Below are 23,459 nucleotides of genomic sequence, written 5' to 3' on the forward strand. Positions count from 1 at the left end.
CCGCAGCGTGCGGTGCCGGTGTTACCCGGTCGCATCACGTCTGTTTCCCGGGGGGAACGCTGCCCTCAGCGGGGGAGGCGCCCGGTTGTGAGGGTTCGGCGCACGCTCCCACGCACGCCCCGACGCACGTCCGGGACCTTCGTGGAGCATAGGGTCGCGATCATGCCCGACATATCGCTGACCATCGTCGTCGTACTGTGCCTCGCCTCCCTCGCGGCGGGCTGGATCGACGCCGTGGTGGGCGGCGGCGGGCTGCTCCTGCTGCCCGCCATGCTGCTCGGGCTGCCGGCCGGCACCCCGGCGGCGTACGCGCTCGGGACGAACAAGGCCGTCGCGATCGTCGGGACGACGGGCGCGGCGGTGACGTACGCGCGCAAGGCGCCGGTGGATGTGCGGCTGGCCGTGCGGATCGGTCTCGCGGCACTGGCCGGTTCCACGGTCGGCGCCTTCGTGGCCGCCGGGATGAGCACGGAGGTGCTGAAGCCGGTGGTCATGGTGGTGCTGCTCGGCGTCGGGACCTTCGTCATGCTGCGGCCCGCCTTCGGTACGGCGCCCGCGGCCGGCCCCGTCCCGCCGCGCCGTGTGCTCGCCGCGATCGGGTTCGCGGGCCTCGGGATCGGTTTCTACGACGGGCTCATCGGCCCCGGCACGGGTACGTTCCTCGTCCTCGCCCTCAGCGCGCTGCTCCACCTCGACCTGGTGACCGCCTCCGCCACCGCCAAGATCGTCAACTGCTGCACCAACGCGGGAGCCCTCGCGACCTTCGCCTGGAAGGGCACGGTGTACTGGCAACTGGCCGCGCTGATGGCCGTGTTCAACCTGGTGGGCGGCATGGTGGGGGCGCGCACGGCGCTGAAGAGGGGCAGCGGGTTCGTCCGGGTGGTGCTGCTGACGGTGGTGTTCGCGCTGGTGGCGAACCTGGCGTACCAGGAGTGGATCGCGTAGGCGCCGCGGGCACCGCGGGCACCGCAGGCACCGCAGGCACGGTGGGTGCTAGCGGCTGCCGGTGAGGTGGGCGAAGACGACCACGTTGCCCTGGTACCCGGTCGACCTCGAATAGCCGCCGCCGCAGGTGATGACGCGCAGTTCGGGGCGGGGCGCGGCGCCGTAGACCTTGTCGTCGGGGAAGTCACGGGCGGCGTAGACCTCGACGGCGTCGACGGTGAAGAGCGCGGTGCCGCCGTCGCGGCGCCGTATCTCGATGGAGCCGCCCTTCTTGAGGGCGCCGAGGTCGTAGAAGACGGCGGGGCCGTCGGCGTTGTCGACGTGTCCGGCGACGACGGCGGTGCCCTTCTCGCCCGGGGTGGTGCCGGCCTCGTACCAGCCCGCGAGGTTCGGCTTGTCGGGAGGCGGGACGTCCAGGCTGCCCTGCGGGGTGAGGCCGAGGCCCATCAGGGGGCGTTCACGCCGATCGAGGGGATGCGGATGTGCTCGGGCGGGGAGTGCGGGAGTGCGCGGGCGACTCGTTCACGGGCGTCACCGGCGGCGGCCTGCGCGGCGGATGGCTGGGGCGGCGGATGGCTCGCGGCGCCGTTGTGGAGCAGCCAGACGCCGGAGCAGAGAGCGACCACGGTGACGAACGCTATGGCGGAGTTGCTGACCCGGGGCACGGCGGCCTCCTCTCGGGGCCAGGGCTCGTTCGGTTGTGGTCGGGAGTCGTCGTTGCTGGTTGTGGTTGTGGTTGCTGGTCGTGGTCGGGAGTCGTGGTCTGGGTGGGTCCCCGTCCCCCTCCGGGCCGCGAGGGGCGTCGGGCCACGGAGGGGGAGGGAACGGCGGTACCGGCGGACGGACAGCGGAGGGTGTCCGTCAGATCCCGTCGCCTCTCGCCCGGCGATGCAGGAGCCAGGTACCGCCCGCGGCGGCGACGGCCAGGGCCGCCACTCCCGCCGCGGTCTGCACGGGGTCGGGGCCGAGTGCGCCGCCGACCCCCGTATTCACATGTCCGCGCGGCTGGATCTGGTCGCGCGTCGCGGTCAGGTTCACCATCAGGTCGCCCGTTACCTGCCGGCCGCGAGAGCACTTCGCGACGATCTCGTACGTTCCCGGCTGCGCGCCCGGCGGCACCCGGAACTGGCCGATCGCGTCCTGTTCGTGCGCGCTGGCGGCGAGCATGAAGGTGCCCGCGCCGACCGCGCTGGCGTCGCCCGTCGCCGTGCCGTCCGCGCCGCAGGCCGCGGTGTTGACGGTGACGGCGGAACCGGGGATGACGGTGGAGGGGAACACCTCCAGGCTCTCCGTGGACCCGCCGTAGGCGGGCGCGGTGGCGAGGCCCGCCGCGACGACGGCGAGCGCGGTACCGGTCAGCAGACGGGCTGTGCGTCGCATGGTTGCTCGCTCCTCCGAGGGGGCGCGGCCCGCGGCACCCCCAAGTGCCGCTGTGTCGGTCGAACCCCTGCCCTTCCGAGGTAAGTGGCACTCGGCCGGGTCCGCTTCCCGAAAGAGCGCCGAAGGTGCGGTGAACGGGTGTCGGACGGGGCGCGGCGGGGGCCGGGTCGACGCCATTCCAGCAGGTCACCGGCGTACGGCCGGTGTGTCCCGGAAAAGATCCGGAAGGGCGCCGGGCAGGGGTGTGAACGGGTGACCGGGGCGCATGGGTCCCGGACGGAGCTTTGTCCTCAAGGAAGCCGAACTCCACGCGGTGACCGTCCGCGTGGTGACGAAGAGGTCGCTATCGGCCGGCCTTGAGCAGCGGGGTCGCCGCCACGGCCGCCGGCAGGAGCACCACGGTGATGACCAGGCCGGTGCGCAGGCCGTGCGGGAAGGTGGCCTGGTCGCCGGCTGGGCCGCCTCCGGCGAGGACACCGGCCTGGCACACGTACTGGACGCACACCCGGCATGGTCACGGTCGTCCGGGGCCGGCACGGCCCTCGATACGGGTGGTGGGGCTAGACAGGTGGTGGGTTCGGGTGGGCGAGGCCGAGGTCGTAGGCGAGGATGACCGCCTGGACGCGGTCGCGGGCTCCCACCTTCGCCAGTACGCGGCCGACATGGGTCTTCACCGTGGACTCCGTCACCACCAGGCGCTCGGCGATCTCACTGTTGCTCCAGCCCTGGCCGATGGCGACGAAGATCTCGTACTCCCGTTCGGTCAGGGCGCGTACCCGGGGATCGTCCGCCGCCCTCTGACCCGACGGACCCGACCGGCCCGATCGATCCGACGACTCGCGGGGCAGGTGCTTGGCGTAGGCGTCGAGGAGGCGGCGGGTCAGCGCGGGGGCGATCACCGCGTCGCCCGCCGCGACCGCGCGGATGCCCGCCAGCAGTTCCTCGGGGTGGGCGTCCTTGAGCAGAAACCCGCTGGCTCCCGCGCGCAGCGCCGCGTGGGCGTATTCGTCCAGGTCGAACGTGGTCAGGATGAGGACGCGGGAGCGGCCGCCGGAGGCGACGACACGGCGGGTGGCCTCGATGCCGTCCATGCCGGGCATCCGTACGTCCATGAGGATCACGTCCGGGTGGAGTTCGGCGGCCCTGCGGACGGCGTCACCGCCGTGCGCGGCCTCGCCGACGACCTCGGTGTCGGGGGTGCTCTCCAGCAGCATCCGGAAGCCGAGGCGTTGCAGGGGCTGGTCGTCCACGATGAGCACGGTGGTCACACCGCACCACCGGTGGCGGCCGGCGGGGTGACGTCCGCCCCGGCCGGCGGGGTGAGGTCGAGTGTGGCCCGCACCGTCCATCCTCCGCCGGGGGCGGGCCCCGCGGTGACGGTCCCGTTGTAGAGGGCTGCGCGTTCTCTCATACCGGCGAGTCCGTGTCCTTCCTCCGGGGACGGCCCGGGACGGACGGTACCTCCGCCCCGGCCGGTGTCGTGGACGTCGATGTGCAGCCGTGTGTCCTCGACGTCGACCGCGAGTTCGACGCGGGTGTCGTGGCCCGCGTGCTTGAGCGCGTTGGTGAGGGCCTCCTGGACGATGCGGTAGACGGTCAGCTGGACACCGCGGTCCAGGGTGTCCAGCTCGCCGCCGGTGCGGTAGACGACCTGTGGACCGGCGGCGCGGATCCGGGCGCACAGGGCGTCGAGGTCGTCGATGCCCGGCTGGGGGCTGAGCTGGGGCGCGGCGGGGGTCTGGGTCTGCTCGCGCAGGACGCCGAGCATGCGGCGCAGTTCGCCCAGCGCCTGGCGCCCGGTGTCACCGATGAGGAGCAGGGCCTGTTTGCCGCGCTCCGGGGACTGGTCGCTGGCGTACGCGCCGCCGTCGGCGAGGGTGATGATGACGGAGAGGTTGTGGCCGACGATGTCGTGCATCTCGCGGGCCACCCGGGTGCGTTCGGTGGCGGCGGCCAGCTTGCTGCGCTGGTCGCGTTCGATCTCCAGGCGGGTCGCGCGGTCGCGCAGCACGGCGAGCTGGGCGCGCCGGATCCGTACCGCCAGACCGAGCGCGACCGCCGCGGTGATGGCGCTGAACAGGAAGAACAGCGCGTCCAGGACGGACACCTCGGACGGCAGCCGCACGGCGACCAGCCCCAGGGCGGCGGCGGTGACGGCACAGGCCACGGGCAGCCGTCTGAGCTCTCCGTGCAGCACCAGGCTGTAGAGGGCGATCAGTAGGGCGACGTCGGCGCGCAGCCAGACCCCGAGCGCCAGCTGGAGGAAGAACACCGCGGCGATCACGGCGAAGGCGAGTGAGGGTCTTCTGCGCCGCCACAGCAGGGGCAGGACCAGCCCGGCCTGCAGCGCGAGGGTCCCCGGCCAGGGCAGGTGGGTGAGGTTGATGTCGAAGCCGCGTCGCCCGCCGTCGCCGCCACCGTCGCCGTCGCCGTCGTGCACCAGGTCCGGCACGCAGAACATCAGCGCCACGACCGCGGTCACCCCGGCGTCCAGGATCCACGGATGGTTCCGGTCGCCCCGTTTGAGCCGTCGGCCGAGACGGGACAGCCCGCGGGCCAGGGGGTGATTCCACGGGAGGTCCGCCTCCGCGAAGGGAGCTTCGGAGGGTGCTTCGGGGGGCGCCTCGGAAGGTGTTTCGGAGGGTGTCTCCCGGTGGGCGGTGTCGTCGATGCTCATGGGTGTCACTGGTCCGCGTTCATGGGTCTCACCCGTCCATTGTGTGTCCGGGAAGCGGGCGAGGCGGTAGGCCTCAGGCGTCGGTGCGTACGAGGCGGTAGGCGGCGCCCGCCAGCGCGAGCACGGTCCAGCCGAGGAAGACCAGAAGCCCGGCGGTCGGCGACAGGGCCGTCGAGTCGTGGGTGAGCGCGAACATCGACTCGCCCGCGTTGCTGGGCAGGTACGGGCCGATGTCGTCCCGCCACGAGCTGGGCAGCAGCGAGATCAGGCCGGGGATCAGCATCAGCGAGGCGACCAGGACCGAGATGCCGCCGGCGACCGAACGGAGCAGCGCGCCCAGGGCGGTGCCGATCACGCCGACCAGACCGAGGTAGAGGCCCGCGCCCAGCAGGCCGCGGACGACGCCGGAGTGGGAGAGCGTGAGGGCCGCGGGGGTGCCGGAGACGATCCCGCCGGCGATCAGGAACGCGATGAAGACGCCGACGGTGGAGACGACGAGGGCGAGCAGGCCGAACACCGCCGCCTTGGACCACAGCACCGGCAGTCGGCGCGGGACGGCGGCCAGCGTGGAGCGGATCATGCCGGTGGAGTACTCACCGGCGGTGACCAGCACGCCCAGGACACCGAGCGCCAGTTGCGCGAAGTTGGTGCCGAACACGGAGAGGCTGAGCGCGGTGGCCGAGGCGTCGTCGGCGCGCAGCGGACGACCGGAGCTGAGCTCGGACTTGTAGTGCGCGGCGGCGATCACGCCGAACGCGATCAGGAACAGCAGGCCCAGACCGAGGGTGATCCAGGTGGAGCGCAGGGACCACAGCTTCGCCCACTCCGAGCGCAGCACCCGACGCCCGGTGACCTTGTACGGCGGGCGTACGGCCCGTACCGGCGGGGGTGCGGAGCCGCCGGGGTCGGTGCCGGTGACGGTGACAGTGCTCATGCCGCCCTCCCAGGGGCCTCGACGGTGGCGGTGGCGTGGTACTCGACGGCGTCGCGGGTCAGGTCCATGAAGGCCTGTTCCAGCGAGACGGTCCGGGCGCTGAGCTCGAACAGGGGGATGCCGTGCTCGGCGGCCTTGAGACCGATGGCCCGCGCGGACAGGCCCGTCACCTGCAGCTCCTCGGAGCCGATCGCGCCGGTGATCTCGACGCCGGGGCCGGCCAGCACCTCGCGCAGCCGGGCGGACCGGTCGGAGGCCACGGTCACGGTGTCACCGCCAGCCTGCTGGACCAGTTCCCGCACGGTGGTGTCGGCCAGCAGCCGGCCGCGTCCGACGACGATCAGATGGTCGGCGACCAGCGCCATCTCGCTCATCAGGTGCGAGGAGACGAAGACCGTACGGCCGTCCGCCGCGAGCCCGGTCAGCAGGTTGCGGATCCACAGCACGCCCTCGGGGTCCAGCCCGTTGACCGGCTCGTCGAGCATGATGGTGGCGGGGTCGCCCAGCAGCGCCGCGGCGATGCCCAGCCGCTGGCCCATGCCGAGCGAGAAGGCGCCCGCGCGCTTCTTGGCCACGGACCGCAGCCCGGTCAGCTCGATGACCTCCTCCACCCGGCGGCGCGGGATGCCGTGGGTGTGGGCCTGCGCCATCAGATGGTCGAAGGCGGACCGGCCCGGGTGGATCGACTTGGCCTCCAGCAGCGCGCCGACCTCCTGCAGTGGCGCGGTGTGCTCGGCGTAGTGCCTGCCGTTGACCGTCACACTGCCGCCGGACGGCGCGTCCAGCCCGATGATCATGCGCATGGTGGTGGACTTGCCGGCGCCGTTGGGGCCGAGGAAGCCGGTGACCGTGCCGGGCCTGACGACGAAGTCGAGCCGGTCGACCGCCGTCTTCTCCCCGTACCGCTTCGTCAGCTGATGTGCCTCGATCATCGTTGTTCCCTCACGCTCGGGGGGGTTGGACCCCACCTGGCTGCTCATCCGCCACGCTAGGGGCCCGCGGACCGGGAACCGTGGTACCCGGGAGCTCAATGAAACGAGTGAATGTAGTACCGCGGTACGACCGAGCCGGGCGTGTCGGACGACATCACCGGCCGCATCCCGCGATCCGGGCCGAGGCGCGCGAAGGAGACCGACCATGGACATGGGCATGGACATAGGCATGGACATGGACATGGGCATGGACATAGGCATGGACATAGGCATGGACATAGGCATGGACATAGGCATCGACACAGACATAGCCACAGACATAGCCACAGCCGATTGGCTGACGGTGCTGACCACGACCGACGCCCCCGAGAAGGCGGAGGCCCTCGCACGCGGCGCCGTGCGGGCGCGGGTCGCGGCCTGCGCGCAGATCAGCGGGCCGGTGACGTCCGTCTACCGGTGGCAGGGGGAGGTGGAGACGGCGAGCGAGTGGCAGGTGCTGTTCAAGACGACGGCTGCCCGCTACGAGGCGCTGGAGAGGCATCTCCTCGACGCGCACGACTACGACACCCCTGAGATCGTCGCGACGCCCGTGGTCCGGGGAAGCGCGGACTATCTGCGATGGGTGAAGGAGGAGACCGCCCCTTGAGCGTCGTGCGCGTCCCGGACGGGGGACGGCTCCCCTTCTTCGTCTACGGCACCCTGCGCCCCGGCGAGCACCACCACGACCTCTTCCTCCGCGGACGTACCGCGTCCGAGGAGCCCGGCCGGATGCGGGGGATCGTGCTGTACGACGGGCCCGGGTATCCGTACGCCGTCGAGGAGCCCGGAGGCGTCGTACGCGGGGAGCTGGTCACCGCGCTCCCGGAGAGGTACGGGGAACTGCTCGGGGCGCTCGACCGGCTGGAGGAGTACGCGCCGGGCGACCCCCGCAACCTGTACGAGCGCATCGCCCGGGACGTGACCCGTGCCGACGGCACCGCCGTACGGGCCTGGGTGTATGTGGCCGCTCCCGCCGTCGCCGCCCGGTTGCGGGCCCGCGGGACGCTCCTGGGGGGCGGGGACTGGCGCACCCGCCCCTGAACCGGGCGCGGCCTACGCGGAGAGCCGCACCAGCAGCGCCGCCGGAGGTTCCGGCAGCCTCACCCGCAGCGCCGCCCCGTCCCACTCCACCGGACCGGCGGATGCCCCGGCCGTCGCGTGCAGGATGTCGACGCCGGCCTCCCGGCCCGCCAAGTGCCCCATGGGCAGCGTCACTTCGGCCTCGCCGCCCGCCCTGCGCCACACCAGCAGGTACGTGGTGTCGGGGAACGGCACCCGCATGCCCAGCGCCACCCACGCGTCCGTCCACCCCGGCAGCCCCAGCGGCCAGAACGGCACCGACCGGGGAAGATCACCCCGGATGGCCTTGTACGTCACCAACGCCTCCCGCACCAGCCCGAGTTGCCGGGGCGTCATGCGGTCCAGGTGCCCGGACAGATGTACGCGCCCCAGCAGCGCCGAGCCGAGCGTGAAGCCGATCTCCTCGTCCGTGAACCCCGGTTGCGGATACGCCCATACGGCGCCCTGCTCCGGCGGCACCGCGGTCGGCGCGGCGGCCGCGATGGGCGGACAGCGCAGCGGGTCCTGCTGGTCGGAGGTGGACTGGAGCTGGGCGACGGCCAGGGAGGCGCCGTCCATGCGCAGACCGCCCGACCCGCAGTTCTCGACGACCAGGCCGGGGTGGCGGTCCAAGGCGGCCGACAGCCAGGACAACCAGGCGCGCGAGTGGTCGAGGAGGCCCGGCGCGGAGGTGGTGATGTTGTAGTCGAGCTTGAGATAGCCCACGCCCCAGTCGCCGACGAGGCGGTCGACCGTCCGGTCGAGGTGCGCGCGGGCGGCCGGATGTGTCAGGTCCAGCTGGTGGCGGCCCTGTTCGGTGACGCGCACCCCGCCCTCGTGGCGCAGGAAGGCCTCGTCCGGCAGCTCGGCCGCGAGCGGACTGCGGACGCCGACCACCTCCGGCTCCAGCCACAGCCCCGGCACCATCCCGCGCTCCCGGATCCGGTCCAGCACGGCCGTGAGGCCGCCGGGGCCCGGGAAGCGCCGCGTCGACGGCAGCCAGGCGCCGACGCTGTCCCACCAGCCCGCGTCCTCGCCCCCGCCGCTCCCGTCCCCGCTCTCGCCTTTGCCCTCGCCCTTGCCCTCGTCCTCGCCCCCGTCGTCGCCCCCGTCGTCGTACCACCCGGCGTCGACGCAGAAGTACTCCGCGCCCGCCTCGGCCGCCGCGTCGATCAGCGGCAGCAGCTTCTCGGTGGTCGGGTCGCCCATGAGGGTGTTCATGTAGTCGTTGAAGACGACGGGAAGCCGGTCGTGGTCGGGGTGCGGGCGGCGGACGCGGCGGCGGTAGTCGGTCAGCGCGGCCAGCGCCCCGTCGAAGCCGTCGCCGAGCGCGAGGGCCGCGTACTCGGAGGTGAACTCCTCGCGAGGGGCGAGGACTTGACGCCACTGATGGTCGTCCGCCGTCGGGCCGCTCAGGGAGAGGTACGTGTGGTGGTCCGCCTCGCCCGCCTCCCACAGCCAGCTCGCGGCGGACTCGATCTGCCAGAGCCAGCAGCGCCCCGTCCCGCGGTCGGTGAACGCGCCCATCGCCAGGTGCCCGTCGGTGGGCCAGCTGCCGCGGCCGGCGAGCCGCAGTCCGGCCCGCCCGTCGTGCCCGTGCAGCGCGCGGCCGGTGTCGGGCACGGACTCCCGCAACTCCTCGGCGTACCAACGGCATTCGGCGAGCCAGTCGTTGCGCGCCCGGTGCACGTCGAGCACGTCCGGCGAGGGCAGCGCGCCCAGCAGCAGACTGCTGACGGAGCGTACGGCGACCGGCGCGTCGCCGTTGTTGCGGAGCCGGACGCGGGTGCGCAGCACGGGCACGGCGTCCGGCGAGGAGTACTCGACGAAGACGGTCAACCCGCCCGCCGGGTCCTGGAGTTGCACGGTGAGGTGGTGCCAGCCGTCGCCGTACGCGGCGTGATGGGCGCGGTGGCGCAGCCGCCGCCCGAGCGCCGTACCCGTGAAGCGCGGCCCGGACCAGCCGGTGCCGTGCCCGAGGAGGGTCACGTCGACGAGCGGCAGCGCGGCCTCGGCGTTCGCCCTGGACTCCGCTTCACCCGGTTGCGCCAGCCGGACCAGCCGGGGTGTGCGGCCGTCCAGATCGAAGTCGGCGGTGAGCCCGGAATGCCCCCACCGGTAGCTGTACTGCTGCGTCACGCGATCCCCCGCCGACGAGTGGCCCCGCACCGGTCCACGACCCGGCGGGGTGGCAGGGGCCACATGCTAGTGCCCCGGGCATCTGCCAACGCGGGTATTCCTAGGAGTGGTTCACCGTTTCGAGCCGCACCGCGCACGCCTTGAACTCGGGCATGCGGGAGGTCGGGTCCAGGGCCGGGTTGGTCAGGGTGTTGGCGCGGCCCTCGCCCGGCCAGTGGAAGGGCATGAAGACGGTGTCGGGGCGGATGGCGGTCGTGATCCGGGCCGGTGCGAGGGCGCGCCCGCGCCGCGACACCACCGCCACCGTGTCCCCGTCCGCCGCCCCGAGCCGCTCGGCCAGCCGCGGGTGCATCTCCACGAAGGGCCCGGGCGCCGCCGCGTTGAGCTCCTCGACGCGCCGGGTCTGCGCGCCCGACTGGTACTGCGCGACCACACGCCCGGTGGTCAGCAGCACCGGGTACTCGGCGTCCGGCTCCTCGGCGATCGCCCGGTGCGACACGGCCACGAACCGTGCCCGCCCGTCCTCGGTGGCGAACCGGTCGAGGAAGAGCCGGGGGGTGCCGGGGTGCGCCGGGGGCCGGGGGGCGCTCGCAGCGGCCTGCGGGCCCGGGGCGGCGGCCGTGCGCCCCGCCCCCGCGGTGCTCGTGTCCCCGTGCGGCGGAGGATCGGCCGGGCACGGCCAGAACACCCCGTTCTCCTCCGCCAGCCGCCGGTAGGTGATCCCCGAGTAGTCCGCGGGGCCGCCCGCGCTCGCCCGGCGCAGTTCCTCGAAGACCTCCTCGGGGTCGGCGGGGAAGCCCTTCTCCACGCCCAGCCGGGCGGCCAGTTCGTGCAGGACGTCGAGGTCGGTGCGGACGCCCTCGGGCGGGCCGACCGCCCGGCGGCGCAGCAGCACACGGCCCTCCAGGTTCGTGGTCGTGCCCGTCTCCTCCGCCCACTGCGCGACCGGCAGCACCACGTCCGCGAGGGCCGCGGTCTCCGACAGCACCACGTCCGCGACGGCCAGGAAGTCCAGCGACCGGAGGCGTTCCTCGACGTGTGAGGCGTGCGGGGCGGACACCACCGGGTTCGAGCCCATCAGCAGGAGCGCGCGGATGTCCGTACCCATCGCGTCGAGGAGTTCGTACGCGCTGCGGCCCGGTCCCGGCAGCGCGTCCGGGTCCACGCCCCACACCTCGGCGACATGGCGGCGCGCCGCCGGGTCCGTGAGCTTGCGGTAGCCGGGCAACTGGTCGGCCTTCTGGCCGTGTTCGCGGCCGCCCTGCCCGTTGCCCTGCCCGGTGAGGCAGCCGTATCCGGACCGCGGGCGCCCCGAACGGCCTGTCGCCAGGCACAGGTTGATCCACGCGCCCACGGTGTCGGTGCCCTTGGACTGCTGCTCGGGTCCGCGCGCGGTGAGCACCATCGCGCTCTCCGGCTCGCAGAACAGCCGTACCGTCTCCCGGAGTTGGGGAACGGACACCCCCGTGATCCGTTCCACGTACTCCGGCCAGTGCGCCATCGCCGCGGCCCGCGCCTCCTCCCAGCCGTTCGTCCGTTCCCGGATGTACGCCTCGTCGGTGCGGCCCTCGGCGACGATCAGGTGGAGCAGTCCCAGCGCCAGCGCCAGGTCCGTGCCGGGGCGCGGCGCGAGGTGCAGGTCCGCCTGCTCGGCCGTCCGGGTCCGGCGCGGGTCGACGACGATCAGCCGGCCGCCGTTGTCCTTCAGCTCGGTGAGGTAGCGCAGCGCGGGCGGCATGGTCTCGGCGAGGTTGGAGCCGACGAGGATCACACAGCCGGTCCCCGGGATGTCCTCCAGGGGGAAGGGCAGCCCCCGGTCCAGGCCGAAGGCCTTGATGCCGGCCGCCGCCGCGGACGACATGCAGAAGCGGCCGTTGTAGTCGATCTGCGAGGTGCGAAGGACGACCCGGGCGAACTTCCCGAGGGCGTACGCCTTCTCGTTGGTCAGTCCGCCGCCGCCGAACACCCCGCACGCGTCCGGGCCATGCTCCGTGCGCGTGCGGGACAGCCCTGCGGCGATCCGGTCGAGCGCCTCCTCCCAGCTCGCGGGCTCCAGCACGCCCGCGTTCCGCACGAGTGGCGAGGTCAGCCGTACCCGCGACGACAGCAGCGCGGGCGCGGTGCGGCCCTTGCCGCAGAGCGCCCCCCGGTTGACCGGGAAGTCCACGCGCTCCTCCACGAGGAGCCCGCCGCCCGCGCCGGGCGCGGGCGTCAGGTTCATCCCGCACTGCAGGGCGCAGTACGGGCAGTGGGTGGGCGTCGCGGAGGTCTGCATACCGCTCAGCGTGCGTCGGGCGTGTTACACGCCGGGACGGGGTGCGTTACGCGGCCGGGACGGGGGCCTCCCCGACGGCCCCCGCCCGCCGTGAGGCGCACGGCACCCCACCCCGGTGCGATGCTCCGTTCACTGGCACTGGAGGACGAACCGCACGCGCTCCGACGAGATGCCCGCCTCGGCTCCTTGCTTCGGCACCGTGAGCTGGACGGTCACCCTGGGGGCCCGGGCCGCGTTGCTCTGGCGTGCGCGGGCGGTCACGGTGAACGAAGTGGTCGCGGTGCTGGGGCCGTTGAAGGTGACGGAGGCCTCGGTCCGCTTGCCGGTGCTGCTCGTCCACACGTACTTGACCGTTCCGGTTCCCGTGCCGGTGAGCTTGCCCTCGAACTTCACCGCCTGTCCCACAGCGCAGTTGACCGGGCCGGTGGGGGAGCTCACCGCCGCGTCCGCGTCCGTGATGTTGAGGGCCGCGGGGACGGGCAGCCTGGGCGGCTTCTCGCAGCCGATCTTCAGCTTGTTCCCCCGGCGGTCCTCACCGGTCGTCACCGTGTAGTTGCCTCTGGGGACGTTGTCCTCGGTGAACGCCCCCTGGTTGTTGACGACGCCCTTGAAGAACTTCGGTCCGCTGATGCGGACCTGGGAATTCGGCCTGAACCCGTTGAGTACCAGATCGAATTCGGCAGGGTTGGTGTCGGGCGCCACCTGCAGTTTGCAGGTCGGCGAGGCCTTGGTGAGCGCGGTGGGCAACGGGGCCGAGGGGGCCGATGGGGCCGCTCGGGCGGCCATCGCCGGCGACAGGGCCACCGAGGAGACCACGAGCGGAATGAGGAGTGCGTAACGACGGTGCCGACTCATGCGCTTTCCTCCTAGCCGGAAAGTGCCGATGAAATGACGGACGAAATGGGCGGATGGAATGGGCGGATGGAATGGGCGGATGGAATGGACGGATGGAATGGACGGATCAAATGGACGGGTGAAACAGGTGGAGGGAACGGCGGAAGGGACGGGCGGGCATCACGGTCGGGCACGCCACGACCCGCGGGCGATACGGCGGCCAAGTGCGCGGCGAGAGGGTGTCGGGGCGCGGGGGACCGACCTCCGTACCGGCCCGGCGGGCGCGCCCCACGCCCGATGGCCCGCGTGTCCCGTCGGGCTGTCCGGTCGTCGCCGGCCCGGCTTCCGCGGCCCCCGTACCGACCCCCGTACCACGAATGTCCTGTTTCAGCCTAGCTTCGTATGTCTGTTGCGGCAGCCGGAGCGGCGGCCGTACGGCTACTGGCGGTTCAGCGAGCGTGTCACGCCCGCCGCGATCGTCGTCGCCAGGATCCAGCCGGTGGCGATCAGCAGATACGAGAGCCACTGGTACCAGCCGCGCGGCGCGAAGGCCGCCTCCTGGCCGAAGTCGATGATGGGCAGCAGCAGATCGAGGGTGTAGAAGACGGAGTTGAAGCCGGGCGCCTCGGCGGGCTTCAGAGCGTGCGGAGGGTGCAGCGCGAAGGCGAGGGCACCGGTGCACAGCAGCAACAGCAGCCACCCGGCGGCGCGCATCGGGCGGAAGCCGTAGCCGACGGTCACGTCCTGCAGATGGCCCCAGAAACTGGCGGGGCGGGGGAGCGTGCCGCGGTGCCGGCGCAGCTTGGCCAGCTGGACCGTGCGGGCAGCCGCGTCGTCGCCCGCGGTGCGGTACGCGGCGGTCAACTGCTCGTAGGCGTACGGAACATAACCGCCCTCGTCGCGTTCCAGCAGCGGCAGCCGCTCTTCGGCGGGCAGCCGCGGGGCGAGGACGCGATAGCTGAGGCCGTCGAGCCGGACGCGGTCGGGCCACACCTCCGGAGGGACGTGCAGCAGGTCCAGCTGGGAGCGGCGCAGATTCACGGCGCCCTCGATCGGCGAGGCCGCGCGCAGCCACAGCTCACCGATCACGCAGCTGCTGGCACGCACGGCCACACCGCCGGGGTTGGACAGCCGGGAGTGGTCCAGATTGAGCTGGTGGGGGATCCTGGCCCCGCTCAGGTTGACCCGGCCCCGCGCCCGCAGCCGCTTGGCCCGCAGGTCGGTGCCGACCGAGAGGGTCTCGGCGTGCAGGGCGGTCGCGCCGGGCGCCGCGAGCAGCTCGGCGTCGTCGAGGTTCAGCTGGCCGCCGACCGTGGCCCCGTTCAGCCGTACCTGGCCGTGCGCGACGAGGCCGACGGCCCAGACGTCGGTGCCGACGTTCGCGTGGTTGAGCTGGAGAACCGGTTCCTCGGCCGCCTCCGGGGTCGGGGAACCAGGGGTGTCCGGGGCGCCAGGGGTGTCCGGGGCGCCAGGGGTGTCCGGGGCATCAGGGGTGTCCGGGGCCGCGGGGCGGCCGAGCCGTGCCCCGTTGACGAACACGGCGCCGGAGATCTTCGCCCCCTGGAGCCGCACCGGACCGGTGATCCGGCAGCAGCTGAGCCGCAGTGCCCCGTCGACCCGCAGGTTTCCCGCCGTGAGGCCTGGCAGCACCGAGTCGCTCAGCACCAGGGCGCGCAGCTGCGCCCCGTACAGCTGCGGAGCCTGCTCGAAGTGACACCACCGCAGTCGCATGGCCTGCTCGACCGTCCCGTACGAGAGATCCAGCGGCCCGGTGATCCGCGCGCCCGTCAGCTTCAGGCCCGCGATCTCACCGTCGTGCGCCGGTCCGTCGATCAGCAGCGCCCGCAGCACCTCGGCCCGTACGGTCCGCTCGGGACCCCAGGACGCGCCGGCCGCGGGGTCGTCCGCACCCGTGTCGGGGCCCTCGCGTCCCTCCCGGAAGTCCACGCTCTCGCCGAGCGGGAAGGCCTCCCAGACGCGGCGCTCGGCGGCCGACAGACCGGCGGGATCGATGGCCGCCGTCACTTCCGCGCCACCGCCAGGGCCCGGGCCACCCCCGGCTCCTTCGGCCCCAGGAACTGCGGATCGGGCCGGAACACCACGTCCAGCGCGGCCTTGGCCGCCGCGAACACCTCGCGCGTACCGCCGTAGTACCAGGTGGCGTCGTGCGTGTCGTCGACCCCGATGCCGTACGACCGCACGCCCGCCGCCCGGCACAGCGCGACCGCCCGCCGGATGTGGAAGCCCTGGCTGATCAGTACCGCCTCGTGGACCCCGAAGATCTTCCGGGCCCGCACGCACGAGTCCCAGGTGTCGAAGCCGGCGTAGTCGCTGACGATCCGGGCGTCCGGCACCCCACGCTTCGTCAGATAGGCCCGCATGGCGTCCGGTTCGTCGTAGTCCTTGCGGCTGTTGTCCCCGGTGACGAGCACGACCTCGATGCGCCCGGCCCGGTACAGCCGCGCCGCCGCGTCCAGCCGGTGCGCGAGGTACGGCGAGGGCTCGCCGTTCCACAGCCCCGCCCCGAACACCACCGCGACCTCGGTGCGCGGGGCGTCCGCGGTCGTCCGCAGCCGGTCGGCCGTCGTCACATACAGCCAGGTGGCCGGGGACAGCGCCAGCACGCACAGCAGCATGATCGCCTGTATGGCCCTGCGCTGCCCGGCGCGGGTGCGGGGCAGCCGCGGCAGGCGTGGCAGGCGCGGTCTGCGGATCCTTGGATGCGGCAGGCGCGGCATGGTTGTTCGTCCCCCCGGTGACGTCGGCTCGCGTCGGTATTCGACAGATGGGGACGCAGCGTAAGCCCGTTCGGTTCACGCGGTCAGGGTGACCGGGTTCATTCGACGTGAAGGAACCGCAGGTGGGAGGTGCTCACACCGGTACCGCCCCGCACCGTGAACCCCCGGAAAACACCCGTCATGCCCGTGCAACGGTCCGGCAACCTCCTGCCGTCACCATCGGTTCATGACGGCGTCGAAACCTTCTCGCGACGAGTCCAGAACCCGCCCCGGCGGCCAACCGCTCGGTGGCGCCCCCCTCGACAGTACGGCGCAACTCATGAACGCGATCACCAGCCGGCTCAGCAGCCGGCTCAGCCTCGTGTCGCTCAACGGCACTCTTCCCCAAGCTCTCCGCTCCGGTCGAGCAGGGGAGACCCCAAGTCCGACGCCGCCACCCCTCGTCCTCGTCGCGCACGGCAGCCGTGACCCGCGCGCGCTGAGCACCGTCCGCACCCTGATCGAACGCGTCTGCGAGCTGCGCCCGCACCTGTCCGTGCGCCTCGGTCACATCGAGCTCAACGAGCCGCTGCTGTCCGACACGCTGGCCTCCCTCGCCTCCGCCGGCGCGCAGGACGCCGTTCTCGTGCCGCTGCTGCTCAGCCGCGGCTACCACGTCAAGCGGGACATCCCCGAGGCCGCGGCCGCCGTCCCGGGACTGCGCACCCGCGTCGCCGCCCCGCTCGGCCCGCACCCGCTGCTCGTCGAGACGCTGTACGAGCGGCTCGTCGAGGCCGGCTGGCGGACCCGGACGAGTGAAACGGCCCGGCGTGCCGGCGGTGTCGTGCTCGCCGCCGCGGGCTCACGCGACCCCGAGTCGGCCGTCGACACCCGCCGCACCGCCCAACTGCTGGCCGAACGCCTCGAAGTCCCCGTCGTCCCCGCGTACGCCTCCGCCGCCGCGCCCACCGTCGCCGCCGCCGTGCGCGCCCTGGCCGCCCGTGGCCGCCACCGCATCGCCGTCGCCTCCTACTTCACCGCGCCCGGCCGCTTCGCCACCGAGTGCGCCGCGGCCGCCCCCTGGATCGCCGCCGCCCCGCTCGGCGCCCACGCCGCGATGGCCCGTCTGGTCCTGCACCGCTACGACCAGGCGGTCGCGACCCCCGAGTCCGCCTCCGCACGCGAGCTCGCCTCGGCCTGAACCGGGTTCCGGCGCGGTAGGCCGCGCCCCGTTTGTCACTGCCTGCGTCTACTGTCGAGTGCATGGAAGGCACTGCACCGAAGGCACCGCAAGCGCCGCAAGCACCGAAGACACCCACGACATACGACAACCACGCCTCGCACGCCACCTCCGGCGCTCACGCCGGGTACGACGAGTCGGCCGTCGAGCGCTGGGCCACCGAGCCCGACAAACGTCCCGGCCGCACCGCCTTCCAGCGCGACCGCGCCCGCGTACTGCACTCCGCCGCGCTGCGCCGCCTCGCGGGCAAGACCCAGGTCGTCACCCCGGGCACGCGCAGTCAGTACTGGGACGCCAGCGCCCGCACCCGCCTCACGCACTCCCTGGAGTGCGCCCAGGTCGGCCGTGAGCTGGGCGCCGCCCTCGGCTGCGACCCCGACCTCGTCGAGGCCGCCTGCCTCTCCCACGACCTCGGCCACCCGCCCTTCGGGCACAACGGCGAACAGGCTCTGAACGAGTTCGCGGAGGACTGCGGCGGCTTCGAGGGCAACGCGCAGTCGCTGCGCCTGCTGACCAGGATCGAGCCCAAGCGCTTCGTCCGCAGCGACGAGACCGGCGAACTCGTCAGCGTCGGCCTCAATCTGACCCGTGCCGCCCTCGACGCCGCCACCAAGTACCCGTGGCCGCGCGGCGCCCACCCGACCCAGCCCGCCTCGCCGAAGTTCGGGGTCTACGAGGACGACCGGCCGGTCTTCGACTGGGTCCGCAAGGGCGCCCCCGGCACCCGTACGTGCTTCGAGGCCCAGGTCATGGACTGGTCCGACGACGTGGCGTACTCGGTGCACGACGTCGAGGACGGTCTGCACGCGGGCCACATCGACCCGGGCTGCCTGTACGCCGAACCGGAGCGCCAGGAGATCTTCAAGGTGGCCATCGGCCGCTATGTGCCCGCCGGCACCGACCCGGCCGAGCTCGCCGAGGCCCTCGACCGGCTCCTGGAGCAGGAGTGGTGGCCGCACGGGTACGACGGATCGGCCGTCGCCCAGGCCCGGTTGAAGGACGCCACCAGCCAGCTCATCGGCCGCTTCTGCCTGGCCGCCGAGGGCGCCACGCGCGCGGCCTACGGCATCGGACGGCTCACGCGGTACGCGGCGGAGCTGGTCGTCCCGCGCGCCGCGCGCCACGAGTGCGCCGTCCTCAAGGCGGTCGCCGACCGGTATGTCATGCAGCGCGCCGAGCAGGAGCGGCTCCGCGCCGATCAGCGGATCGTCGTCGCCGAGCTGGCCGAGGCGCTCACCGTGCGCGCCCCGGAGGGGCTGGACCCGCAGTTCCGGTCCCTGTTCGACGAGGCCGGGGACGATCGCGCCCGCAAGCGGGTGATCGTCGACCAGATTGCCTCGCTCACGGACGCCTCGGCACGCTCACTGCACCTCAGGCTCACCACCCGCCCCGCGACCGGCGGCGGAGTGTGACCCTGCGTGGCCTGATCGGGCCACTCCCTCTTCCCGCATCACGCTGCGTGCGGGAGGCTCGGCTGTGGCGACAACGTTACGAGGAGGCATCAAGTGGTCGACGCGGATCAGACTTTTGTCATCGTCGGAGGAGGCCTGGCCGGCGCCAAGGCGGCCGAGACACTCCGAGCGGAGGGATTCACCGGCCGCGTGATACTGATCTGCGACGAGCGTGACCACCCCTACGAGCGCCCGCCGCTCTCCAAGGGCTATCTGCTCGGCAAGGAGGAGCGGGACAGCGTCTTCGTGCACGAACCGGCCTGGTACGCGCAGAACGACGTGGAACTGCACCTGGGCCAGACCGTCGACGCGATCGACCGCACGGCGAAGACGGTCCGCTTCGGCGACGACGGCACCCTCGTCCACTACGACAAGCTGCTCCTCGCGACGGGTGCGGAACCGCGTCGCCTCGACATCCCGGGCACGGACCTCGCGGGCGTCCACCACCTGCGCCGCCTCGCCCACGCCGAACGCCTCAAGGGCGTCCTCGCCGCGCTGGGCCGGGACAACGGGCACATCGTGATCGCGGGCGCGGGCTGGATCGGCCTGGAGGTCGCGGCGGCGGCCCGCGAGTACGGCGCCGAGGTCACCGTCGTCGCGCACGGGTCGACCCCGCTGCACGCGGTCCTCGGCCCCGAGCTGGGCAACCTCTTCGCCGAGCTGCACCGCGAGCACGGCGTCCGCTTCCACTTCGGGGCCCAGCTCACCGAGATCGTCGGCCAGGACGGCATGGTGCTGGCCGCCCGCACCGACGACGGCGAGGAGCACCCGGCCCACGACGTCCTGGCGGCCATCGGGGCGGCGCCGCGCACCGGGCTCGCCGAGGCCGCGGGCCTGGAGATCGCCGACCGCGCGTACGGCGGCGGCATCGCGGTCGACGGCCTGCTGCGCACCTCCGACCCCGACATCTACGCCGCCGGTGACGTCGCCGCCTTCCCGCACCCCCTCTTCGACACCCGGATGCGCGTCGAGCACTGGGCCAACGCCCTCAACGGCGGACCGGCGGCGGCCCGCGCGATGCTGGGCCAGGAGGCGGCGTACGACCGGGTGCCCTATTTCTTCTCCGACCAGTACGACGTCGGCCTGGAGTACTCGGGCTGGGCGCCCCCGGGGACGTACGACCAAGTGGTGATCCGGGGCGACGCGGGCAAGCGGCAGTTCATCGCCTTCTGGCTGAAGGACGGGCGGGTGCTGGCCGGGATGAACGTGAATGTGTGGGACGTCACGGAACTCGTCCAGCGACTGATCCGATCCCGGGCCCAGGTGGACGCCGAGGCGCTCGCCGACCCGCACGTACCGCTGGAAAGCCTGGTCCCCTGACCGATCAGAGGTCCCTGCGACCGACGGCGGCACCCGACTGTCACACCACGCCCGTAGAATTCACGCGTGGCCGGAAGGATCAACGACGAGGACGTGAAGGCGGTTCGGGACGCGGTCCCGATCGACGCCGTCGTGTCCGAGTACCTCCAGCTGCGCAACGCGGGCGGCGGAAACCTCAAGGGTCTGTGCCCCTTCCACGACGAGAAGTCGCCGTCCTTCCAGGTCAGCCCGAGCAAGGGTCTCTTCCACTGCTTCGGCTGCCAGGAGGGCGGCGACACCCTCACGTTCGTGATGAAGGTCGACCACCTCACCTTCTCGGAGGCCGTCGAGCGCCTCGCCGGACAGGCGGGCATCACCCTGCGCTACGAGGAGGGCGGGTACAACCCCTCCCACCAGCGCGGCGAGCGGATCCGGCTGGTCGAGGCCCACAAGGCCGCCGCCGACTACTACGTCGAGCAGCTGGCCCTCGGCCCCGAGGCCGACACCGGCCGTAAGTTCCTCGCCGAGCGCGGCTTCGACCAGTCCGCCGCCGAGCACTTCTCCGTCGGCTACAGCCCCCAGGGCTGGGACCACCTCACCCGCCATCTGCGCGGCAAGGGCTTCACCGACAAGGAACTGCTCCTCTCCGGCCTCGCCCAGGAGGGCCGCCGGGGCCCCATCGACCGCTTCCGCGGCCGCCTGATGTGGCCGATCCGCGACATCGGCGGCGAGGTCGTCGGCTTCGGCGCCCGCAAGCTGTACGAGGCGGACAACGGGCCCAAGTACCTCAACACACCCGACACGGCGATCTACCGGAAGTCCCAGGTCCTGTACGGCATCGACCTCGCCAAGAAGGACATCGCCAAGGCCAGCCGCGCGGTCGTCGTCGAGGGCTACACCGACGTCATGGCCTGCCACCTGGCCGGGATCACCACCGCCATCGCGACCTGCGGCACGGCGTTCGGCGGCGACCACATCAAGATCCTCAGACGCCTGCTGATGGACAACGGCTCGGCCCGCGTGATCTTCACCTTCGACGGCGACGCCGCGGGCCAGAAGGCGGCCCTGCGCGCCTTCGAGGACGACCAGAAGTTCGCCGCCGAGACGTACATCGCGATCGCCCCGGACGGTATGGACCCCTGCGAACTGCGCCTCGCCAAGGGCGACGACGCGGTCGTGGACCTGGTCGAACCCCGCACCCCGCTCTTCGAGTTCGCCCTGCGCCAGATCATCCTGCGCTACGACCTGGAGACCCCGGCGGGACGGGCCGCCGCGCTCGACGAGGCGGCGCCCATCGTCGCCCGCATCAAGAACAGCGGCGCGCAGCACGAGGTCGCCGTGCAGCTCGCCGGCATGCTCGGCATCCTCGACACCCAGTTCGTGGTCAAGCGGGTGGCCCAGCTGGCCCGTTGGGCCCGCGACCGCGGCGGCAAGGGCCCGGCCCCGACACCGAACGGGCAGCGCCCCCAGCCGACGTACGGCGCCGTCCAGACCCCCGTCGGCGGCCCGGCGCTCAACCTCCGCAACCCCGTCTTCGCCACCGAGCGCGAGCTCGTCAAACTCGCCCTCCAGCGCCCGGAGCTGGTCTCCCCGGCCTTCGACGCGTACGGGATCGACGAGTTCACCGCCCCGCCGTACGCCGCCGTACGCCTGGCGATCATGGAGGCGGGCGGCGCCGAGTACGGCGTCCAGGACCCCCAGGAGTATCTGGTCCGGGTCCGCGAGGTCGCCCCGGACAACACGGTCCGCGCCATGGTCACCGAGCTGGCCGTCGAGGCCATCATGCGCAAGACCGTCGACGAGACCTACGCGGGCGACCAGCTCGTCATGGTCCGCCGCCGCGCCGTCGACCGCCGCATCGTGGACGTCCAGGGCGCCCTGGCCCGCGCGAGCGCCCACGGCGACCCGGCCCAGCTGGCGGCCGTGCAGAACGAGCTGTGGGTGCTCCAGCAGTACGGACAGGCGCTGCGCGAGCGGGGCGCCGAGGCACTCTGAGGCCGGACGGCCCGCACCGCACCGGTGCACATGCCGATTCCGTACGCCCTTCGCCGTGTTTCGTGCCCGCTGAGCTGCGCACTCGTACGACACGGTCACCGCCGGGTCACGGCGCGGACGCAAAAAGTCACCGCACGCCCCTCGTGGCGGCGATGTGTCGTACTCCACACTGGGTTGCGGTGCCTGAGTCCTCGGAGCGCGGCCGACCCGCACGCGACGGGTTTCCGATTCCCGCGGTTCCGCCAAACGACTACGGGATGGGCAGCGGCGAGGCCGTCGACCCCATCCCGGACGTACCGCTGCCGCACGCCTCAGCAGCGACATTCCTGGAGGTCGCCCCCGTGCAGACCCAGACCCTCACCCAGACCGACAAGCTCACGGACACGGATACGGACGCCGAGCCCGACGTCGTCGCGGGGGTCCCCCCGCAGAGCCGTGCCGCGCACCACCCCGAGACGGATCCGCAGGGGCCGCCCGAGCCGGACGAGCCGTCGGCCGGTGCGGTGGAGACCGCCGGGGTCGAGATCGAGGTCGAGACCGAGGCCGAGGTCCCCGAGCCCGTGGAGCCGTCCCGCGGCCGTACCACGGACACCGGCGGCCCCTCCTCCGACCTGTTCCGCCAGTACCTGCGCGAGATCGGCCGCATTCCGCTGCTCACCGCGGTGGAGGAGGTCGAACTCGCCCGCCGTGTCGAAGCCGGCCTGTTCGCCGAGGAGAAGCTCCGCCGCGCACCCGACCTGGACAGCCAACTCGCCCTCGACCTGGACAAACTGGTCGTCATGGGCCGTATGGCCAAACGCCGTCTCATCGAGGCCAACCTGCGCCTGGTCGTCTCGGTCGCGAAACGGTACGTGGGCCGGGGCCTGACCATGCTCGACCTGGTCCAGGAGGGAAACCTCGGTCTGATCAGGGCGGTCGAGAAGTTCGACTACGCCCGCGGGTACAAGTTCTCGACGTACGCGACCTGGTGGATCCGGCAGGCCATGTCGAGGGCGCTGGCCGACCAGGCACGCACGATCCGAGTCCCCGTGCACGTCGTCGAGTTGATCAACCGGGTGGTCCGCGTCCAGCGCCGCATGCTGCAGGAGCGCGGCTACGAGCCGACGCCGGAGGAGGTGGCCGCGCACCTCGACCTCCCGAGCGAGCGGGTGAGCGAAGTGCTGCGCCTCGCCCAGGAACCGGTGTCGCTGCACGCGCCGGTGGGGGAGGAGGACGATGTGGCGCTCGGCGACCTGATCGAGGACGGTGACGCGACCTCGCCGGTGGAGTCCGCGGCGTTCCTGCTGCTGCGCCAGCACCTGGAGGCGGTCCTGTCCACGCTCGGCGAGCGCGAACGCAAGGTCGTCCAACTCCGCTACGGCCTGGCCGACGGCCGGCCCCGCACCCTTGAGGAAATAGGCCGCATCTTCGGCGTCACGCGCGAACGCATCCGCCAGATCGAGTCCAAGACCCTGAACAAGCTCAGGGACCACGCCTTCGCCGACCAACTCCGCGGCTACCTGGACTGAGGGCTCCCCGCGCGGTTCCCCACGCCCCTGAGAAG

At 72.6% G+C, this 23,459-nt stretch carries 19 protein-coding genes and 1 pseudogene; 8 read left to right on the forward strand and 12 right to left on the reverse strand.

Annotated elements, in window-relative coordinates:
• The first annotated feature begins 162 nt into the window (after positions 1–162).
• The gene (locus RV986_RS35355) at positions 163–945 is read left to right on the forward strand and encodes a sulfite exporter TauE/SafE family protein (RefSeq protein ID WP_475921259.1); all 783 of its coding nucleotides are present in this window, start codon (positions 163–165) and stop codon (positions 943–945) included.
• A gap of 48 nt (positions 946–993) precedes the next feature.
• Here the strand turns inward: RV986_RS35355 and RV986_RS35360 are convergent.
• From RV986_RS35360 to RV986_RS35390, 7 genes and pseudogenes are all read right to left on the reverse strand, one after another.
• Positions 994–1,610 (reverse strand): annotated as a pseudogene (locus RV986_RS35360) (class F sortase).
• A gap of 196 nt (positions 1,611–1,806) precedes the next feature.
• The gene (locus RV986_RS35365) at positions 1,807–2,325 is read right to left on the reverse strand and encodes a hypothetical protein (protein ID WP_475921260.1); all 519 of its coding nucleotides are present in this window, start codon (positions 2,323–2,325) and stop codon (positions 1,807–1,809) included.
• Positions 2,326–2,668: 343 nt separating this feature from the next.
• Positions 2,669–2,830, reverse strand: coding sequence for a hypothetical protein (locus tag RV986_RS35370; protein WP_475921261.1), 162 nt, complete (start codon positions 2,828–2,830; stop codon positions 2,669–2,671).
• Between the two features lie 55 nt (positions 2,831–2,885).
• Positions 2,886–3,593, reverse strand: coding sequence for a response regulator (locus RV986_RS35375; protein ID WP_475921262.1), 708 nt, complete (start codon positions 3,591–3,593; stop codon positions 2,886–2,888).
• On the reverse strand, positions 3,590–5,002 hold the full coding sequence (locus RV986_RS35380) for a sensor histidine kinase (protein ID WP_475921263.1): 1,413 nt from the start codon (positions 5,000–5,002) through the stop codon (positions 3,590–3,592). The genes RV986_RS35375 and RV986_RS35380 overlap by 4 nt, the downstream gene beginning before the upstream one ends.
• 73 nt (positions 5,003–5,075) lie before the next feature.
• Positions 5,076–5,936: an ABC transporter permease gene (locus RV986_RS35385; protein ID WP_475921264.1), complete on the reverse strand. Its 861-nt coding sequence runs from the start codon at positions 5,934–5,936 to the stop codon at positions 5,076–5,078.
• Positions 5,933–6,868: an ABC transporter ATP-binding protein gene (locus RV986_RS35390; RefSeq protein ID WP_475921265.1), complete on the reverse strand. Its 936-nt coding sequence runs from the start codon at positions 6,866–6,868 to the stop codon at positions 5,933–5,935. The genes RV986_RS35385 and RV986_RS35390 overlap by 4 nt, the downstream gene beginning before the upstream one ends.
• Before the next feature lie 283 nt (positions 6,869–7,151).
• Here RV986_RS35390 and cutA point away from each other — a divergent pair, with 283 nt between their 5' ends.
• Positions 7,152–7,514 carry a divalent-cation tolerance protein CutA gene (gene cutA / locus RV986_RS35395; RefSeq protein ID WP_475924549.1) on the forward strand — a complete coding sequence of 121 codons (363 nt, stop codon included), beginning with the start codon at positions 7,152–7,154 and terminating at the stop codon, positions 7,512–7,514.
• Positions 7,511–7,948, forward strand: coding sequence for a gamma-glutamylcyclotransferase family protein (locus RV986_RS35400; protein ID WP_475921266.1), 438 nt, complete (start codon positions 7,511–7,513; stop codon positions 7,946–7,948). The genes cutA and RV986_RS35400 overlap by 4 nt, the downstream gene beginning before the upstream one ends.
• A gap of 12 nt (positions 7,949–7,960) precedes the next feature.
• Here RV986_RS35400 and RV986_RS35405 read toward each other — a convergent pair whose 3' ends face one another.
• The 5 genes from RV986_RS35405 to RV986_RS35425 all read right to left on the reverse strand — a co-directional run bounded on the left by RV986_RS35405 (position 7,961) and on the right by RV986_RS35425 (position 15,952).
• On the reverse strand, positions 7,961–10,135 hold the full coding sequence (locus tag RV986_RS35405; RefSeq protein ID WP_475921267.1) for an alpha-galactosidase: 2,175 nt from the start codon (positions 10,133–10,135) through the stop codon (positions 7,961–7,963).
• A 70-nt stretch (positions 10,136–10,205) separates the two neighbouring features.
• A complete protein-coding gene (locus tag RV986_RS35410; RefSeq protein ID WP_475921268.1) occupies positions 10,206–12,380 on the reverse strand; it encodes a molybdopterin oxidoreductase family protein in 2,175 nt (724 codons plus the stop codon).
• A gap of 129 nt (positions 12,381–12,509) precedes the next feature.
• Positions 12,510–13,235, reverse strand: a complete 726-nt coding sequence (locus RV986_RS35415; RefSeq protein WP_475921269.1) for a hypothetical protein — start codon at positions 13,233–13,235, stop codon at positions 12,510–12,512.
• Positions 13,236–13,652: 417 nt separating this feature from the next.
• Positions 13,653–15,239 (reverse strand): membrane-associated oxidoreductase, encoded by a 1,587-nt coding sequence (locus RV986_RS35420; RefSeq protein WP_475921270.1) that lies wholly within the window; start codon positions 15,237–15,239, stop codon positions 13,653–13,655.
• Complete coding sequence (locus RV986_RS35425; RefSeq protein WP_475921271.1) at positions 15,236–15,952, reverse strand: SanA/YdcF family protein; 717 nt, start codon at positions 15,950–15,952, stop codon at positions 15,236–15,238. Before RV986_RS35425 ends, RV986_RS35420 begins: the two co-directional genes overlap by 4 nt.
• A gap of 226 nt (positions 15,953–16,178) precedes the next feature.
• Between RV986_RS35425 and RV986_RS35430 the strand changes: the two genes are divergently transcribed.
• The 5 genes from RV986_RS35430 (at position 16,179) to RV986_RS35450 (ending at position 23,424) form a co-directional block, all read left to right on the forward strand.
• A complete protein-coding gene (locus RV986_RS35430; protein WP_475921272.1) occupies positions 16,179–17,132 on the forward strand; it encodes a sirohydrochlorin chelatase in 954 nt (317 codons plus the stop codon).
• Positions 17,133–17,194: 62 nt separating this feature from the next.
• Positions 17,195–18,583, forward strand: coding sequence for a deoxyguanosinetriphosphate triphosphohydrolase (locus tag RV986_RS35435; RefSeq protein ID WP_475921273.1), 1,389 nt, complete (start codon positions 17,195–17,197; stop codon positions 18,581–18,583).
• 93 nt (positions 18,584–18,676) lie between these two features.
• Positions 18,677–19,942 (forward strand): NAD(P)/FAD-dependent oxidoreductase, encoded by a 1,266-nt coding sequence (locus RV986_RS35440; RefSeq protein WP_475921274.1) that lies wholly within the window; start codon positions 18,677–18,679, stop codon positions 19,940–19,942.
• Positions 19,943–20,008: 66 nt separating this feature from the next.
• Entirely contained in the window at positions 20,009–21,916 is a 1,908-nt protein-coding gene (gene dnaG / locus RV986_RS35445; RefSeq protein WP_475921275.1) for a DNA primase, read from the forward strand.
• 179 nt (positions 21,917–22,095) lie between these two features.
• Positions 22,096–23,424 carry an RNA polymerase sigma factor gene (locus tag RV986_RS35450; RefSeq protein WP_475921276.1) on the forward strand — a complete coding sequence of 443 codons (1,329 nt, stop codon included), beginning with the start codon at positions 22,096–22,098 and terminating at the stop codon, positions 23,422–23,424.
• Positions 23,425–23,459: the final 35 nt, after the last annotated feature.

This window comes from Streptomyces sp. RLA012 (genome assembly GCF_056270325.1).